The following is an 18,437-nucleotide window of genomic DNA, read 5'->3' as shown; positions in this document are numbered from 1 at the left end:
CAAATGCTTTTTTAAAAATAAGAAAATGTGGGCTGCGCAACGCTCTGAAATTATTTCTTAGATTTGAGGTTCAACCCCATCTGTAAATGAAGCACGTAACCTCTATTTTGTTATTGGTGTTTTTGGCGTCCAACCATCTCGTTGGGCAGACCTATCAGATTACGGGAAAGGTAGTGGACGAACAAAATCAGACCATTCCCTTTGCCAATATCTTGCTGCTACAAGCAACCGATACCACTTTTGTTAAGGGGACCTCGGCAGATGACAACGGTGCATTTGTACTTGAAGGGGTTGAACCGGACTTATATCTGCTACAGGCGAGCTATGTGGGAAGAGGTTCGGAGCCCAGGGCCTTGGACATTACCAAAGACATTTCCCTCGGTGCGTTGATTATACCACTGGAGACCAATTCCCTTGACGAAGTGGTAGTTACGGCCCAACGCCCAAAGCTTCAAAGATTGCCAGACAGACTGGTCTTTTCGGTGGAAAATACGGTTGTTTCCCAAGGAACGTCATGGGATATCCTAAAAAGTACACCGGGTGTAATCGTCAATCAAGACGAGTTATTGATCCGTGGACAAAACGCAACAGTTTACTTGAATGACAGAAAGGTACAATTGTCCGGACAGGAGGTTCAGGACTTGTTACAGGGCCTTTCGGGAACCAATATCAAGTCGGTGGAGGTCATTGCCAATCCTCCGGCACGGTATGATGCGGAAGGTGGTCCTATTTTGAACATTGTTACCAACAAGAATATTGTTCCCGGGTACAAGGGAAGCATCAATGGAACCTACACCCAAGCGGTATTCCCAAAGTTCAGTTTGGGAACGAGTCACTACTATAAAACAGACAAACTCCATTTGTTTGCCAATTACAGCATCAACCCCCAAAAGGAAGTACGAAAAACGGACAAGGACATCCATTTCATGGACGGTACCAATACCGTTTTTTCGCAATGGGATACCAAATACAACCAGACCAAAAAGACACAGTCGCACAATGCGAGTCTTATTTTGGATTATGATTTGGATGACCGCAACAGCTTAAATCTGACCTCCAACTTGGTGTTCAATCCCAACCAAGATCAGCAGACCCGGTTGGTAAATGATATGCGTAATGGAACGGGACAACTGGATTCCACGTTCACCACCCACAACAATGCCCTATTGGACAACACCAACTTGGCCTTTGACCTGACCTATGTACATAAGTTGAAAAAAGAAGGGGCCAGACTCAATGCCAACGGCCATTACACCAATTATAACGGAACTTCCTTTCAAAATTTGGCTTCGGACTATTATGATGCCAGCGGCACGTTTTTGCGCAGTTTTGGGTTTGATTCCGATTCGCGGCAGGACATTGAGATTTTTACCGGGCAGATGGATTATTCCACACCCATTGGCAATGCATCCTTGGAGACCGGAGCTAAAATTTCTTCCATTGCTTCGGAGAGCCAAGTGGATTTTTTCAACTTTTTGGGGAGCAGTAATACGGTGGACGCCACCTTGTCCGACCGATATCTGTATGATGAAAATGTATATGCGGCCTATTTGAGCTTTGTGAAGAACTGGGAAAAATGGTCCATGAAACTTGGGTTGCGCGGTGAGCTTACCGAAGCGGAGGGAAGGTCCCTGACCTTGAACCAGACCAACACCCAGGATTTTTTTGAACCGTTTCCGTCCTTGTACGTGTTGTATAGTCCTTCTGTGAACCATAGTTTTTCTTTTGATTACGGTAGAAATGTCAACCGGCCTAAATACAACGACCTGAACCCTTTCCGGTTTTTCTTCAATGAAAATGACTACGAAGAGGGGAATCCAAGGCTTACCCCAAGCTTCAGCAACAACTTTAACCTCAACTATACCCTCAACAGTGAATATTTCTTCGATATCTATTACCGGGACAACGGGAGCAATATTGCCGACCTTGTATTTCAGGACAATAACAACCAGACGTTAGTGGAATTAAAGCAGAATGTGTTGGAAAGCACCTCCTACGGATTGGACTTTACGCTGAGCAAGACCATTTTGCCCCCGTGGTTCATCTATGCCTACACCTCTTTTTTTCATGAGGAAGAGACTTTTTTGGCCGTGGAGAGCAACAATGCTGAATACACCAACGAAGTGGATGGGGTTTATGGGTACTTGGCCAACTACCTCACCCTCTCTAAGGACGGAACCTTCACGGGCGAGGTGACCTTTACCTATATCTCACAATTTTTGTTCGGGTCCTATATTTCCGATGAGCAGATGAACCTTACCCTTGGGCTTCGCAAGTCACTTTTCAACAACAGGGCCACCATTTCCATAGCGGCAGAGGATATTTTGGAGCAGTATGTGCCCACCTACCGATCACAGTATCTAAATCAGGACAATTTCTACCGAAGAAGACCCGAAACCCAGTTCATCCGAGTGGGCTTTACCTATAATTTTGGGAACTTCAGGTTGGAGGACAACCAGCGTGGAATCGATAAAAAGGAGCGCGATAGGCTCCAAGCCACGGAATAATACGTTGATTTTCGGGTATTTTGTACTTTTGCAGTCCAAAAAAGATAGGATTTGCCAAAAATTGGAAACATAGAACTGCCTGATTTTCCGTTGCTTCTTGCCCCCATGGAAGATGTGAGCGACCCTCCATTCCGAGCTTTATGCAAGGAACAAGGAGCCGATGTGGTGTACACCGAGTTCATTTCATCGGAAGGCTTGATCAGGGATGCCGCCAAAAGTGTCATCAAACTGGACATTTATGAAAAGGAGCGCCCGGTGGGCATCCAGATATTTGGCGCAGAGCTGGATTCCATGTTGCAAGCAGTGGATATCGTTGAAAAATCCAACCCGGATATCATCGACATCAATTTTGGCTGTCCCGTAAAGAAGGTGGTCTGCAAAAATGCAGGGGCCGGTATTTTGCGGGACATTCCGCTTATGGTAAAACTGACAGAGGAAATCGTAAAGCGCACAAAACTGCCGGTTACCGTGAAGACACGTTTGGGGTGGGACGCCAATTCCATAAAAATCGTTGAGGTTGCGGAGCGACTCCAGGATGTGGGCACCCAGGCCATATCCATCCATGGGCGTACCCGGGTACAGATGTACAAAGGTGAGGCCGATTGGAAACCCATTGCCGAAGTCAAGAACAACCCCAGAATGCATATTCCCGTTTTTGGAAATGGCGATGTGGACACCCCGGAGGCCGCGGTAAGAATGCGGGATGAATATGGACTGGACGGCGCTATGATCGGCAGGGCCAGCATAGGCTATCCTTGGTTCTTTAAAGAAGTGAAACACTATTTCAAGACGGGTACCCATCTACCGCCCCCAACCATGGAGGAACGTGTGGAAGCCGCCCGTAGGCATCTTCAAATGTCCATTGACTGGAAGGGTGAAAAATTGGGGGTTTTTGAAACCCGTAGGCATTATACCAATTACTTTAAGGGTATTCCACACTTCAAGGAATATCGGATGAAGATGGTCACCAGTGACGAATCTGCCGATGTGTTTGCCGCATTTGATGAAGTATTGGAGAAGTTTGGCGACTTTCAGTTTGCCTAGGCCGTTATCAATTTCTTGGTAATCCGGCTACTTGCAATTTTTGATGAGACAAACCCCAGAACCACAATCGTGGCCAGTACCAGGAACACATTCATGATGTTATATTCCACAGGATAGGCCAGGGAAGGGGTAATCTTCAGCCAACTGAAGGTCAGTTGCGAAGCAATCAACAAGGAACCAATCAACACCCCAATAAACCCACCCAAGGACGTTACCAACAACCCTTGTACAAAGTATATTTTACGGAGTTCACTTATAGTAGTTCCCAAACTGAACAGCGTTTTGGAGTTTTGCTGCTTATCCAAAATCATCATGATGATGGCCCCTACCACATTAAAAAGGGCAATAATGAGGACCAAGGTAAAAATAAGGTATGTGGCCAGGTTTTCGGTATTGAGCATGCGGTGCAGGGTGCTGTTCTGTTCTTGTCGGGTACGAATAAGCACAGCATCGCCCAAAACTGCCTTAATGGAGTTCTTCACGTCATCCACAGGAATACTGCCATCCAACTTAAAATTGATTCCAGAGATTTCCGTACTGTCCTTTTCCAATAATTTTTGAACCAAAGGAAGTTGCGCAAACACGTATTTCTTGTCCAAATGTTCCTCCACGGCATACACCCCGCTGAGCACCAAGGAAAGTTGGTTATAAGGTTTGGGATTGAACCCCTGCTGTGAAAAAGACCCTTTGCCCGGTTTAGGGGCCAACACGGTCATGGGATTTCGGTAATTGTCAATGGGCACCCCTAGTTGATTATAGATGCCAATACCCATAACGGTGCTATATTCCATATCGCCCCATGTGCCAAAATAAAGGGTGCTGTCCACGCCGGTAACCGCCCTATAATTGGCATCAATACCTTTAATGAAAGGAAAGAAACTCTTCTCCTTATAGGTAAGATAGACTTTTTCTTCCAACTCTTTGGAGTATTGCGTCAGTCCGGCAATATCCGTTAGGGCACTTTCTTGATCCGGGGTAAGGGAAAAATGTTTTCCAACGGCAGCTGAGGCCTTTAGATCGGGATCGAAGGTGTTGGAAAAGGAAAGACTGAAGGTTTTGAGTCCCGCAAAGGCCGAAAGCACGACAAAAAGGGCCGCCGAACCAATGACAATCACCAAGAATGTAATGAAATTGATAATGTTTACCGCATTTTGGCTGCTTCTGGATCGTAAGTAACGCTTTGCGATATAGAGAGGAAAATTCAAAATCAGGATTTCTTTCGTTTATCGAGTAGATCCCTGTTTTCAATGGGATTTTCTTCGCCCTTGAGCGATTTTTCAATTTTATCGATGTATTCCAAGGAATCATCAAGGTAAAAATTAAGCTCAGGAACCTTCCTCAATTGGTTTTTGGTCCGTTGGGCCAGTTCATAGCGTATGGCCACTTGGTTGGCCTTGATGCCCTCCAACAGCTTCTGGGCTTCCGTGTTGGGAAAAATGCTTACATATGCCTTTGCAATGGACAGGTCGGTGGTGACGGATACCTTGGAAACAGAGATCAAGATTCCCTTTAGGCCACCATCTGTTGCTGCTCTTTGTAGGATATCGGCCAAGTCTTTTTGGATGATTCCCGCTATTTTCTTTTGCCTTTGTGTTTCCTCCATGGTGCAAAAATAAGCGAATTAATGACCAACCGCACGAAAGCATAGGATAACAGTGTGTATTTTTGGGGAATAGGACTATGTTTTTAATTAAAAAGAAGAGCCTATGGACAAGATTGAGCATATTGGCATTGCCGTAAAAAATTTGGAAGCTTCCAATATTTTGTTCGAGAAGCTTTTGGGTGTTTCACACTACAAGATGGAGGAAGTGGCTTCTGAAGGGGTTAAAACATCATTTTTTAAATCGGGACCCAATAAGGTGGAATTATTGGAGGCCACAACGCCGGACAGTCCCATTGCCAAGTTTTTGGAAAAAAGAGGGGAAGGGGTACACCATATCGCTTTTGCAGTCGACGACATTGTTGCTGAAATAGAACGATTAAAAGGCGAAGGTTTTGTAATTTTAAATGAAACTCCAAAGAAAGGTGCTGATAACAAACTGGTTGCGTTTTTGCATCCAAAGGGCACCAACGGGGTATTGGTAGAGCTGTGCCAAGAAATAAAAGAAGAGTAGGGGCGTTAAAACCTTGCGGTGAAGCAAAATAAACACTAATATTGCATCCGCAAAAATGCGGGTCCTATAGCTCAGTTGGTTAGAGCACCTGACTCATAATCAGGTGGTCCCTGGTTCGAGCCCAGGTGGGACCACTTCCACAAAGATGAACCTCCCAAGCAATTGGGAGGTTTTTCTTTTTTTATTGGTACCACTTCGTGGTTGTTAAATCAAACTACGAACGAACAACTACCATCTATAACGGTTGACGGTTTTCAGTTTGTTGGACTCTCAATGATTTCTCTAAACTTTGGAATTTCAAATCTTTCTTTGTCAACGGCTATTTCTTTATGATCGACCATGATTTGTACGATGTGGCTCATAAACTTTTTTTGCTCCATTTTTAATGGAAGACATCCAATTTTGGCAAGTATCCGGTCCCAATGCCCGTATCTATGTTTTTTGTAATAGGATGGATCCATCTTAAAATAATCGGGATTGTACCACAGGGTCATTTCTCCCATATTGGATTTTACAACAATGCTTTTGCATGGAATCCCCATTATGGTATCCGTTTGCTCAGCGTCATATATCTCGATCAATGTATCGGTTTCCTTTTTTGTGTTTACCATGATGGCGGTATCCGAATCTTTTTGCCAAGAATATAGCAGCCCTTTTTTAGGGTCATAGGACTGAAAACCAGTTTCTTCCCCTGCATCAATTTCGGAAATATAGTTGGCATGCTTGTAGTGGTATTTCTGGAGCATATAGCCTCTGTCCCCAAATTGTGATTTGACTCCTTGTTGCCAAATACTATCGGGAATCATGGTTGGTTCGGGATTCAGGGCCATTATTTTGTAGGTGATGGAGCCTTCAAAGGTTTGACTGCTTACCGCATCGCCAAAAACCATCATCATAAGGATGAGGAGGTATCGTGTCATAGTTTTATGGGATAATATTAAAAGGTCTTTTTGAGGAGATAGAGTTTTCTCTATTGCCGGATCAAAGAAGCGAGGTTTATTCTGTTAAATCGACCCATTGGAAGCAGTGGCACCTATTTGGGTTTTGATTCCAACAAGGCTTTGGATTTTTATTTTGGGAGTGAAGCCCAGTTTTTTATCATTCCCTTGAAAGGAGAAGGAGAGGTATACTGCGGCACAAATTTTGGAGCTTTAGATCTTAAAACCAAGTTTAATTAACCTAGGTCTTAGGTTCGGCAAATCCGAAAAGGTAAGATACCAACGTTCAATTTAAAAACTGCATAAAAAATTTTTAGCCAAATGAGATTTATACATTTGTAGTTGATTTAGGATGTTTGTGGTTGTAAGATGAACCGGAACATTCCATGGAGTAGCCCAAACGGTCCATTTCTTGACCGACAAAACATAATTGCCGGACCCAGATGAAACTATTGGTCGATTTTATATTGGTAAGTGGTATTGTATTGACACTTATCATACTTTTTCTTTTGTTCAAGAAGAACCAAAAGGAGCAACTGCCCAATACCATATTGGTGGTGTTCTTTTTTCTGCTTTTGTTCGTTTCGTTGAGCTATTATGGGCAATTACATAGAATAAAATGGCTGTATGTCGTGAGCTTCTTGCCAGAGGATACCATCGTCTGGTTTGTGGGCCCTTTGCTGATGCTCTATATTAAATCGCTTTTTTTAAGACCCAAGGGATTGGTGAAAAGACACATTCTTCAATTTATTCCCTTTCTCATCTATACGCTCTCCATTTCTGTACCCTTGTGGCTATCCGTGATCAAAGGGGAGTATGTGTTTAAGAACTTGGGATATATGGAGGATCATATTGTTCTTCCTGTATTGATGGTTGGGAATATTTACCTTCTAGGCTATATGGTATTTTGCCTAAAACTTGTAAATCGCTACCAAAGTTTGATAAAGCACAACTATTCCACATTTACGGAACATGATTTTTCCTGGATCAAAAACCTTTTGATAGGTTCAATGGCCGTAATAAGTATTGATTTATTTACTGGCCTATATTATTTTATCACCGAAAAAGAACTTGTGATACTGGGCAGTTCGGATGGCCATCTTACCATTTTGGCCATGGTGATTTTGGTTGCCTATTTAGGGTATCATGGCGTAGGTCAGTCCAGAATGTTGCTCCCAGAATTTTTATTGGCCCAAAACGAAGAGCCATTGGAGAAGATGGTAAAAGAGGAGAAGAAATCAAACACACACCCTTTGCTTTCCGACGAAGAACTTAAAAACTTGGAAGGAAGGTTCCATACGGTCTTGGTGGAACAAAAGCTCTATTTGGATGAAAACCTGACGTTGGGGAAAATAGCAAGTTTAATGGATACCACTGATAAAAAGCTGTCCTTTTTCATCAACCACCATCTCCATACCACCTTTTATGACCTTATCAATAAAGAGCGGGTTGCTATGGTAAAGACCCAGTTACATGAAAAAGCACTCCAACAATACACCCTTTTGGGCATTGCCCATAATAGTGGCTTTAAATCAAAAACAAGCTTTAACCGTATCTTCAAAAAGGAGACCGGACTCTCTCCTTCCGAATATGTAAAGCAGTTTAAATTGAAGCACTGATGGTATGGGAACAACCCATGCCGTATTAAGATTCTCCAAATAAGTACCACTGCTTCCAATGGGTCGATTTAAGAAAACCGAGTCCGTTCCTTTGCGGAAAAAATAAAGCATGCACAAAAAACTTCGCCCCAAATTGGTACTGGCACTTGCCCTTATATTCAATTTATGGAGCTGTGATCCCCAGGATATTCCTCCTACCAGTACGGTTGACGAATTGGGTGAAAAAATAACCCAGTTGTTCAAAAGCTCCCGTCTGCCTGGAGTTTCCATGGTGGTATTGGACAACACGAAAATTCTGTACCAAAAATCCTTGGGATATTCAGATGTGGAATCGCAAAGGCCCTACGATGCGGAAACGGTACAGACCATAGGGTCCGTCTCCAAGACGTTGATTGCCTTTGCCATCATGAAGGCCCAGGAATTGGGTAAACTGGATATGGATGACCCCATAAACGATTACCTTCCCTTTGAGATCATCCATCCGGAATACCCAAATACCCCGATCACCATCAGGCATCTGGCCCAGCATACCTCTGGTATCAGTGATGAGGCCTCCTATTTAAAGGCGTACGTTCTGAAATACCCCGACCAGGATTATTCCCGTCTGCCAGAAACTGCCCAAGAATACATTGAGGTCATTAAAGAAAACACGGATATCCCATATTCCGAATATCTTGAGAACGTATTGTCTACAAATGGCAAATGGTATACTGGGGAGAATTTTACAAAAGACAAGCCAGGAACCCGTTATGCCTATAGTAACATCGGCGCCACATTGGCAGCCTTGGTTGTTGAAAACGCAACGGGCGCCTCTTTTTCAGATTTCACGGCACAGTTTGCCTTTTCTCCCTTGGGCATGAACATGACCAGTTGGGAAAAGAGCGAAGCCAACAAGACCCATTTTGCAACAAGATATTTCCCAGAGGGGACTGCCGTACCGGATTACCATCTCATAACCACCCCCGATGGTGGATTGGCAACCAACACCTCCGATTTTGCCCTATATCTTATGGAGATGCTCAACGGCGCCCAAGGTACGGGCAAATTGCTTACCCAAGCTTCGTACGAAGAAATGTACACAAGGACCAAAATTGGAAAAAGTTCGAGTGGCGTATTCTGGTCGGTTTCTGAAAAAGGAGTGCTTAGCCATACAGGTAGTGACCTTGGTATCCTGAGCTTGGCCGCCATCAATCCCAAAAAAAACGTCGCAGCCTTTTTAATGACCAATGTCTCCGCCGAGGATGACGATAATCTCCTTGAAAGCATAGAAGAATTATGGAATACGCTCAAGCGCCATCAATGGCCCAATGATCAAGTGTATTCTGCACATCAAAAACACCCTAACTAAAATTTATATTATATGAAAGTTCCCTTTTTGAACCCCTACCTACTTGGCCTTGTATTATTGCTCTTCTGTGGTTGTAGCTCCAGCTCAGGAGAAGATCCGGAGGTCATTGAAGAAATTGAAACCACGCAGGTAAAGATCCAATCTTTTTCTGGGGAATATGTTTATGTTGATAACGAAGCCACCCTTTTGGGAGAAAACTTTGGCTCGGACAAGAGCAAGATAAAAATCCAGTTGGATGGCGTTGCTGTGGAGATACAAACGGTGGCACCGAATAGGATCACGTTTAAGATACCTACGGGAACAAGCACTTTTCCCGAACTTAAAATGGAAATTCCAAATGCGTCCATTTTATTTGAGGAGACCTATGAAGGCATTACTGTATTGGAAAATGACAAAAACCAATGGATTGCGATGGAACATTCCTTTGGAGCCATTGAAAGCATCAAGGATTTCAAGGGAGTGTCAAAAGAACACATCTATTTTGCCATAAAGAGCAGTACATCCGACCCAAGTTCTTCGGCTCCTTATGAAGTAAAAAAGTCTTCAAACGGTGGAGCCAATATCTATGTGTTAAACCAAGACTATAATTTTTTTAGCGGGGGGGTCCATATAACGCCCGGTAATAAAGAATATTCCTTTAGGGGCGGGCATCTGTATCGCTATGCACAAGGAAACCCAGGCGATTGGCAACTACTTGACGATTTTTCGGGGAATTCTTCCTGGCCGCTTGATTTTTATGTGGACGATGAGGAGAAAAACACTGTTGTCGCCACTTCGGAAGGAAGGATTTATAGAAGTACAAACAATGGTGCCTTTGAAAAGGAATATGAAAAAATGCCAACTGGCAGGTATGAGTTTGATTCTTTCTTTGCCTTGTCCCCAAACCATATTTGGCTAGGCGGCTTTACGTTTCAAGAATCTACCTATGACTATAGCCCAGCCAAGATATTGCAGTTGAAACAAGATGGAAACTGGTATGGGAACACGGTGGAAGTGGAAATAAAGGACGGCAATTTTGAGTCCATCAAAAATATCCTTTTTGTAAACGAAGCCATTGGTTTTGGTATCGTAAAAATCACCAATTATATAGAGGAGAGCCAAAAATATGTCATCATCAGATCTGGAAGCAGTGGTGACTTTTGGAATATTGTTCACGAACATGATGGAAAAATAGAAGGGTTCACCTTCAAGGACGAAAACACAGGTTGGTTCATTGCCGGAAGGGACATTTATCAAACCGTTGATGGTGGCACTACATGGGAAGTGATGCATACGAGCAATACCGATTGTAAAGGGATCTTATATCATGAGGAGACCCTTTGGGTCATGGCCAATAATCAACTGTTGAAGTACTATTTCTAGTTGTGAACTAGAATGGATCACGACGGATTTATGGATCAAAAAAAGGAACAGATGAAATCAAAGATCATCATTGTTATCAGTCTTTTGTGTCTATTGAATGGAATGGGTATGGTTGCCCAAGAAGGCATTACAGGATATACCTTAAAAAAAGGGGAAGTTCTAGATGTACTTTTTCTGACCCAAAAACAAGAAAAAGATTCGCTGTTCAAAGACTATGTGAGGGTAGCTTTTCCCATTGCCATACAGATGGGCTACAAAAATTTAACAGGCCGGCAAATAGTTAAATCGACCCAAGGCAATATTGAACCGCAAAACGTAGTATTTGCAAAATGGGACAATAGGAACATTCGGGAGCGGTTTATTCAGGAAATAGAGACCCATGTGCCCGATTTTCATCAACAAAGGAGGAATATTTGGTCCATTTTCAACCTTACGTATTATGAGATGTCCAAGGATGTGTCTTTTGCAATGGACAAGGATAAGTATTATACCATAACGGCCTACTGGAAGAAAGATGAGGATAAGTTCAATGCGTTCGTAAACACCTTTGACAAAGTTGTAAAAAGGTTTGGGGGCACACACATTTTGGAGCTCCGGGATGGTATTTCACCCTTTATGTACCATTATCGGCCCGATTATTTTGTGATGACCGAGTGGGAAGACAAAAAGCAATTTGAGTTATTCTATCAAGAAAATCTCAAAATGGATACGGAAGGACTGTTGAACGTCAATCAATTTGTGATTGAATGAGTTGGCCAGGCCATAATTGCACAACCTTCAAATTACTATGACAACATAAAATTCCAAACAATGATTTTAACAAGAATCTGTATTGTGGCACTGCTCCTTTGCATCCCCAAAAGTAATCATGCACAACTTCAAATACCGGATATGAGTCCTCGGGCGGAACTATTGCAAACCATAGGCTATACCCAAATAAGGGTGGATTATTCAAGACCTTCCCTGCGCGGGCGAACACTCTTGGGAAATGATGGTATCCTGCCCTATGGACAGCTGTGGAGAACCGGTGCCAATGGGACCACGATGATTTCTTTCAGTTCAGAGGTTATCCTTGGAGATCAAAAGGTGAGTGGAGGCCAATATGCGGTGTTGAGTGTTCCGGACAAAGGCCGTTGGACCATCAACCTCTATCCATATTCCAGCTCCAACTGGACAGATTACGTGGATCGGGAGCCCTTGATTAGAATCAGCCAAGGGATTTCTGCCATTTCGGTTCCTGTGGAAAGTTTTGAGTTTTCGTTTCAGAATATTGGCATGGAAAAAATGGACTTGGTCATGGAATGGGGTACCATTTCAGTTTCTTTACCCATTATGGTCAATGCAAAGGAAGAGGCTTTAAATAAGATAGACAAAGCCTTGGCCGGCCCCAGTGATTTTGACTATTTTCTCGCAGGGCTGTATCTGCATGAGGCCAATCATGATCTTGAAAGAGCATTGGACTATGTACAAAAGGCCAGTAAAAAGGATAATGCACTCTTTTTTCAAGTGCACAGGGAAGCCCTTATTTTAAAGGATCTGGGTAGAAATTCAGAGGCATTGGTAGCTGCCAGAAAATCCTTGGAACTTTCCAGGAAAATTGAGAATCAAGATTTTATTCGGTTGAATGAAAAAATGATAGGCGAACTAATGAACTGATGCCTCATCGTTGTGCAATATATTACAATTGTGTAAAGACTTTTGTTCCGGTGTAGAGAAGATTTCATTTATTGTTGCCTATTTGATTTTCGGTATTTTTGAGGTTTTAACGTCTTTATGAAATATACTACACTCCTATTTGCATTGGCCATAAACCTTGGATACGCTCAGGTTGGAAACACCTATGAAGAAGGGGCCGAACTTCAAACGGGTACGATAAGCAACCCATTTTTAAGGGCAAGCACAAATTCTACTGGCGAGGTTGAGGGATCGGAATTCTTGAATGAAGAATGGGAACAAGCCACAGTCATTGACTTGAACATCAACAAAAAGGTGAGACTTTTGGCGCGCTTTAATGCCTATACCAAGGAAATAGAGCTCCTCAAGGAAAAAAGCATCATAGCGCTAATTCCAGCCAAAGGGGTATCGGTAATGTTGGGGGGAAAGACTTTTATTCCCGCCAAGTTGAAAAATTCCACCCATCCCATATTCGTGGAACAATTGGTTGCAGGACCCAACGGACTGTATAAATATTATGATGCCAAAATAGTACAAGCAGCTTCGGACGCCACTTTACTTAATCTTGAAAACAAGGACAAGATTGTTATCACGGAGAAACTCTACTATGGCGATACAGATGGGATTCAAAAATTACCTTCAAAGAGAAAATCAATGGAGAGCATTTTAGCTCCAGAGATTTTAAAAGCCGCAAAAAAGGAAAAGCTTTCCTTTAAAAAGGAAGCTGACTTAATACGTGTTTTTGGGATGCAATAGTCAACCATAATCTTTAACTTGTTAAAGATTATGGCTTTAAAGGCTATTTTGCTCAATAGGCATGCTTTTCAATATAATCGTCCAAATTGGAATGTTCGGGACCGCGATAATGGAAAGCTTCGGCATATTCGCAATTAAATTGACTGCCCAATTCTTTGTCCGAAGGAGTGCCCCTCAATCGCTTGGAGTCAATATCCAGCACAAAATGCTTGATATAATTTCGATTGGCGGTTTCTGCATCATTTCCAAGAATATCCAGCTTCTTTCCTTCCTTGAGAAGGCGCTCCCTTAATCTTGAACCGTTTTCCCCGGCAGGCCCTTGTGTAATGTTTACCCTATTGGCGGCCACCTTGGTATCTATATGATCGGAAATATCCACAATCCGATTTACAAGTTGGGGCCCACGGGCAAAATAGTAGAGTTCCTTGACCAAGTGCGGTTGGATTCCTGCATCCAGATGCTCAGGATAATCCCTGCCTCCTCCTGCCATCCACCTTGCAGCCTCAACCGCTCTGGCTGTAACATAATGGTCCGGGTTTTCCTCATAGTGGCCCCAAGGGTCATAGGTGATAATGGTATCGATTTTTAGCATTCTGATCAAAAAAACCAGTCTTGCCCTGAGTTCAACGGGGCTAATATTATCCATTCTGTGGTTTCGATAATGCAGGTCGTATGTCTTTTTCAGGCCCAAAGCTTTGGCAACGGCTTCGTTATCACGCTCATTGTTGCCGATAAGCTCGCCAAAGGTATCTCCCTTTCCTGCATGGTCATCATTGGTGGTTCGTATGAGATAGCCCGTATACCCCTCGTTGATGAGCTTTGCCACGGTGCCGCCGGCAAAGATGGGAACATCATCGGAATGGGGTTGGATTGCGGCCAATACTTTGCCCTCATGGGGGCGTCCTTTTTGGGACTTTTCAACGACCATGGTCTCGTCATCCACAAAAGTCCTACCCCCTAGACCCACATGAAGAAAGGGTAAGGCCATGCTACTGTTAAGAAAAGATCTTCGTTTCATAATTTTGGTTTGGTTATTACCTAAAAATAAGGAAATAACCAGCTCAGGTCAATAAATGACCTACGCAATTTATAACGCTATCCGGCATTTTTGTGGATTGTTGGGAACAACCCCGTAATGGGCAAACCTTTTCTAATTCATGGATTTGTATACCTATGGGAGGATACTGGAATTCCAGGGGACGATTTCTTGTTTGTGTAACGCATCCAATCCCATTTGGACGCATATGGCTGCCTTGGCCCCGCTAATTGCATTGGATTTTGGCATGGTGTTGTCCATAATGTTTGTTCTAAAGTCGAGCAAAGCCTGTTTGCTGGGGTCCAAATGTTCCACTTCAATGGGAATACCCTTGCTTTGATCCCATTTGATGGTGGCCCCTGAAACTCCATCAACCTCCCCAACTTCTCTGTATTCCTCCTTTTTTTCGGGATAAAACCAAGCTTTGGTGTAGTCAATAGTGATGGTACCTTTATCTCCCATTACTTTGATGAGATAATCGTCCTTGGAGTTGCTCGTGAGACAGGTATACTTGGCCCGGACTCCATTGGGGTACGTATAGATCATATGAACGTTGTCGAAGATATCCCGACCATCCTTCCAATAATCAATACCCCCGTCCCCCATAACCTTGATGGGTTCAGCATCCAGTAGCCAGTTGGCAAAATCGAGTTGATGGGAGCACAATTCGGCCAATAACCCTCCGGAAAACTCTTGGTACATGCGCCAATTTATAGCTCTTTCGTACTCAGGGCTTGGCACGGGTCTTCGCCAATTGCCATTTCGGTTCCATTGGCATTCAATGGCAGCAATTTCCCCAATTTTCCCGTTTTTTATTAAGTCCACCACATGGGTATATAGCCGGGAGCTGTGGTATTGGTGACCGGTTTGGAAAATCGTTTTTGATTCCGATGCTTTTTTTACCACGTTTTGTATGGCGGTATATCCTTTTACCATGGTCTTTTCACAATACACATGTTTTCCGGCATCAAGAGCATCAATGGCAATATGGGCATGTTCACTCAAGGGAGTGGCGATCAAGACGGCATCAATAGAGGGATTATCCAAAAGGGCCCTGTAATCGGAATATGGTTTTGCTTTGCCTTCAACTTTGGCCATGCCGCTTTCCAGTCTAAAGGGCAACACATCGCAACACGCGGCCACCTCAAGACCTTGAATGTCGTTGATGTGCGGAATGAGACCTCCGCCCCTAGAGCCCGTTCCAATAACACCAATGCGGACCACATCATTTTTTGAAGGATATAAGGGAGACGCTTGTATTGCGGATATTCCCGCTACGGCCATTCCGGTCTTTGCTACAAAATCTCTTCGTTTCATAGGTTACAATTTAGGTTCCCATCCTTTTGCATATTCCCGTTTCCAGCTTTTCTCCATAATGGCGTTGTCATTGAGTACTTTTCCTGTTTTGGTATCGATTTCCAAGGTACGCCCTGCATCTTGCGCCATATTGCCTAAATGGCAAAGCATGGTGGAAACACTGGCATCGTTGATGTCAGAGTTTAAAGACCCATCTTTTCTGATGGCATTGAAAAAATTGGCCACATGATCCACATCCAAGCCCCCGATGCCTTGTGTATTGGTGGTGGCACTTTGCGAACGTTCGTACTCAAGTTTTACGGGATTTCCTGCCAAATCGAATAGCTTATAGAAATTTCTGTCGAGCTGGATGGTTCCTTTGCTTCCGTAAATGGTTGCGCCTCTTCCTGGGCGTTCCGGTTTCATAATGCCTCGACTGTGTCCTGTCCAAGTGATAAACTTATTTCCGGGAAAGGTATAGGTCACTTGTTGATTATCGACAAACTCCCAGTCATCATCATAAGTATATTTTCCTCCAAAAGAGGTTACGGTCGAGGGTAGGTCCACTCCCAAGGCCCAACGGCAGATATCTATTTCATGGGTGCCATTGTTGTGTATTTCACCTGTTCCCCAAGTCCTGAACCAGTGCCAATTATACGGATGTACGTTGTCCCGATAGTCTTCTTTTGGGGCTGGGCCTTGCCACAATCCCCAATCCAAGGTAGTAGGGACACTGATTTTGTTCCCTTTTCCAATGGATCCCCGGTTATTGGAATAATAGGCTTCTCCTTTGTAGACCTCTCCGATGACCCCATTGCGGATATCCGTAATTGCTGATGCCGAAGTTTTGGCAGAGCGCTGCTGGTTACCCATCTGCACTTTCTTCCCGTACTTTTTCTGGGCAGCCACCAAAAGGTCATTTTCATAAGGATTATGGCTACAGGGCTTTTCCACATAAACGTGTTTTCCGGCTTGTAGGGCCATGATGGCCATAGGGGCATGCCAGTGTTCCGGGGTGGCAATGAACACGGCATCCACATCCTTGTCCTCCAATACTTTTCTAAAATCCTTTTCCACTTTGGGGATATAGCCAATGTTTTGCTGGCACCATGCATTGTGTTCCTCAATAATGGTGTCATCTACATCGCAATTGTACAGGATCCTTGCATTGGCATCTTGGTGGATGGCAATGACATGAGCCTTGGCCCTACTACGTACTCCGATTACAGCTACACCCAAGCGGTCATTGGCCCCTAGAATACTGGAAAAACCAGAGTTGGGCATCAAAATTCCAGCAAAGGCCAAACCTGTTGTCCCTGCTGTTGTTTTTTTGATAAAGTTTCTTCTCGTTCCCATACTGTTATGTTTAGAGTTGTCTGATTTTTATATTTCTGAACGATACTCGATCTCCGTGGTCCTGCAATAAGATATTTCCTTTGCCTGCTTCCCCAAATTGGGGCCAAGTAACATATTTGCTTTCGGAGACCAATTTTCTATAGGCATCGCTTTTGCGCTCATACTCCAAAACCTTCATTCCATTGAGCCAATGCTCCACATGGTTGTTGTTGGATTTGATGAGGGCTGTGTTCCACTCCCCAATGGGTTTTACGTATTTGTTGGGGTCGGCTTGGATCAGATCATAAAGGGAGGCCAGGGTTCGACTGCCTTCATGGTTTCCGAGTTTGGCATCTGGGTGACGTGCATCGTCCAAAATTTGGAATTCCAATCCAATGGAGGAACCTTCTCCCTTGTTCAAATCCGTATTCACATAATATTTGATGCCGCTATTGGCCCCTTCGGTAATCTTGAATTCCAGTTTTAGCTCAAAATTGTCATATTGCTTCTCTGTGACAATGTCCCCACCGGCTTCAGATTCACCTCCCCCTGTGGAAAGTACGGTCAATTCCCCATTTTCAATGATCCATCCCTTCTCGGGAAAATGGTCCAATTTTGCTCCACGCCATCCATTCGTGGTCTCTCCGTCCCAAAGCATTTCCCAATTGCTCTTCTTGTCCTCGGCAATAAGTTGATTTTTGGTAATGATGGGGGGTATGGGCGATTCCGTTGCGTATTTTTCAGGGTTTTCGGTTACGATCCGGATGTTTTTCCATTGTATCTCCGTGCCCGCTTTTTGGTTTTCACCAATACTGTGCACCTGAAGGGCGATAAATCCCGTGGCGGTGGCATCATCAATAAGATGGGCCGCAGGAACCCCATTGATCCATGTTTTTAGGGTATCGCCTATGGCCTCAATACGATAGTGGTTCCATTCATTCTGTTTGAAAGCTTTTTGTGCAGCCTCGTTTTCCGTAAGGGGGTTTAACCATCCTCTTCGGCCCTCATCATAGATACCTGCGCTCCAAGCTCGGTCGGAAGGATCAATCTCGATTTGATATCCATGGACACGTCCGTTCTGATACTCTGGAATGCTGTTACTGCGTATCTGGATGCCAGAGTTCATGGTAGAATCTACCAAATAGTCCAACTCCAAGATAAAGTCACCATATAAGGCATCCGTGGTGAGGAATGTATTGGGCGTGTTGTGTTTGGTCGTGCCCACAACGGCACCATTTTCCACCGAATACTCGGCAGTTCCTCCCTTTACGGTCCACCCTTCGAGGTTTTCTCCATCAAACAGGGGTACCCAGGGGGTATCATCCTTGGGTTTTTGGTTGCAACTGGCCATTAAGGCCAAGGTCAGCAGTACGGTTATCCTACTCAGGATTTTTTGGCTATTCTTCAC

General features: G+C 43.9%; 16 protein-coding genes and 1 tRNA gene. 10 read left to right on the top strand and 7 right to left on the bottom strand.

What is annotated here, in order from left to right:
* Window positions 1–86: 86 nt before the first annotated feature.
* Window positions 87–2,507 carry an outer membrane beta-barrel family protein gene (locus DN53_RS07960; protein WP_129653855.1) on the top strand — a complete coding sequence of 807 codons (2,421 nt, stop codon included), beginning with the start codon at window positions 87–89 and terminating at the stop codon, window positions 2,505–2,507.
* Between the two features lie 51 nt (window positions 2,508–2,558).
* Entirely contained in the window at window positions 2,559–3,551 is a 993-nt protein-coding gene (gene dusB / locus DN53_RS07955; RefSeq protein WP_129653854.1) for a tRNA dihydrouridine synthase DusB, read from the top strand.
* On the opposite strand, the gene DN53_RS07950 is transcribed toward dusB, so the two are convergent.
* Window positions 3,548–4,756, bottom strand: coding sequence for an ABC transporter permease (locus DN53_RS07950; RefSeq protein ID WP_129653853.1), 1,209 nt, complete (start codon window positions 4,754–4,756; stop codon window positions 3,548–3,550). The two genes, dusB and DN53_RS07950, sit on opposite strands and share 4 nt — an antisense overlap.
* Window positions 4,757–4,758: 2 nt before the next feature.
* Window positions 4,759–5,154 carry a 30S ribosome-binding factor RbfA gene (gene rbfA / locus DN53_RS07945; RefSeq protein WP_129653852.1) on the bottom strand — a complete coding sequence of 132 codons (396 nt, stop codon included), beginning with the start codon at window positions 5,152–5,154 and terminating at the stop codon, window positions 4,759–4,761.
* A 103-nt stretch (window positions 5,155–5,257) separates the two neighbouring features.
* Here rbfA and mce point away from each other — a divergent pair, with 103 nt between their 5' ends.
* Together mce and DN53_RS07935 are read left to right on the top strand one after the other, a co-directional pair.
* Complete coding sequence (gene mce / locus DN53_RS07940; protein WP_129653851.1) at window positions 5,258–5,665, top strand: methylmalonyl-CoA epimerase; 408 nt, start codon at window positions 5,258–5,260, stop codon at window positions 5,663–5,665.
* Between the two features lie 60 nt (window positions 5,666–5,725).
* A tRNA-Ile gene (locus tag DN53_RS07935) sits at window positions 5,726–5,799 on the top strand.
* 120 nt (window positions 5,800–5,919) lie between these two features.
* Here DN53_RS07935 and DN53_RS07930 read toward each other — a convergent pair.
* Complete coding sequence (locus tag DN53_RS07930; RefSeq protein ID WP_129653850.1) at window positions 5,920–6,585, bottom strand: hypothetical protein; 666 nt, start codon at window positions 6,583–6,585, stop codon at window positions 5,920–5,922.
* A 461-nt stretch (window positions 6,586–7,046) separates the two neighbouring features.
* Here DN53_RS07930 and DN53_RS07925 point away from each other — a divergent pair, with 461 nt between their 5' ends.
* The 6 genes from DN53_RS07925 (at window position 7,047) to DN53_RS07900 (ending at window position 13,362) form a co-directional block, all read left to right on the top strand.
* Window positions 7,047–8,222 (top strand): helix-turn-helix domain-containing protein, encoded by a 1,176-nt coding sequence (locus tag DN53_RS07925; RefSeq protein WP_129653849.1) that lies wholly within the window; start codon window positions 7,047–7,049, stop codon window positions 8,220–8,222.
* Window positions 8,223–8,331: 109 nt separating this feature from the next.
* Complete coding sequence (locus DN53_RS07920) at window positions 8,332–9,570, top strand: serine hydrolase domain-containing protein (RefSeq protein WP_129653848.1); 1,239 nt, start codon at window positions 8,332–8,334, stop codon at window positions 9,568–9,570.
* Window positions 9,571–9,582: 12 nt separating this feature from the next.
* Window positions 9,583–10,932: an IPT/TIG domain-containing protein gene (locus DN53_RS07915; RefSeq protein WP_129653847.1), complete on the top strand. Its 1,350-nt coding sequence runs from the start codon at window positions 9,583–9,585 to the stop codon at window positions 10,930–10,932.
* 51 nt (window positions 10,933–10,983) lie between these two features.
* Window positions 10,984–11,682: a hypothetical protein gene (locus DN53_RS07910; RefSeq protein WP_129653846.1), complete on the top strand. Its 699-nt coding sequence runs from the start codon at window positions 10,984–10,986 to the stop codon at window positions 11,680–11,682.
* 60 nt (window positions 11,683–11,742) lie between these two features.
* On the top strand, window positions 11,743–12,588 hold the full coding sequence (locus DN53_RS07905; RefSeq protein ID WP_129653845.1) for a DUF2911 domain-containing protein: 846 nt from the start codon (window positions 11,743–11,745) through the stop codon (window positions 12,586–12,588).
* A 117-nt stretch (window positions 12,589–12,705) separates the two neighbouring features.
* Entirely contained in the window at window positions 12,706–13,362 is a 657-nt protein-coding gene (locus DN53_RS07900) for a hypothetical protein (RefSeq protein ID WP_129653844.1), read from the top strand.
* Window positions 13,363–13,414: 52 nt separating this feature from the next.
* On the opposite strand, the gene DN53_RS07895 is transcribed toward DN53_RS07900, so the two are convergent.
* From DN53_RS07895 to DN53_RS07880, 4 genes are all read right to left on the bottom strand, one after another.
* Complete coding sequence (locus tag DN53_RS07895) at window positions 13,415–14,380, bottom strand: PIG-L deacetylase family protein (protein WP_129653843.1); 966 nt, start codon at window positions 14,378–14,380, stop codon at window positions 13,415–13,417.
* 153 nt (window positions 14,381–14,533) lie between these two features.
* Entirely contained in the window at window positions 14,534–15,715 is a 1,182-nt protein-coding gene (locus DN53_RS07890; protein WP_129653842.1) for a Gfo/Idh/MocA family protein, read from the bottom strand.
* A 3-nt stretch (window positions 15,716–15,718) separates the two neighbouring features.
* Entirely contained in the window at window positions 15,719–17,050 is a 1,332-nt protein-coding gene (locus tag DN53_RS07885; protein ID WP_129653841.1) for a Gfo/Idh/MocA family protein, read from the bottom strand.
* Window positions 17,051–17,060: 10 nt separating this feature from the next.
* Window positions 17,061–18,380: a 3-keto-disaccharide hydrolase gene (locus tag DN53_RS07880; protein ID WP_242502103.1), complete on the bottom strand. Its 1,320-nt coding sequence runs from the start codon at window positions 18,378–18,380 to the stop codon at window positions 17,061–17,063.
* Between the last annotated feature and the right edge of the window lie 57 nt (window positions 18,381–18,437).

Source organism: Flagellimonas olearia (assembly GCF_004150225.1).
Classification (GTDB): Bacteria; Bacteroidota; Bacteroidia; order Flavobacteriales; family Flavobacteriaceae; genus Flagellimonas; species Flagellimonas olearia.
This window is presented reverse-complemented; position numbering and strand designations above follow the sequence as displayed.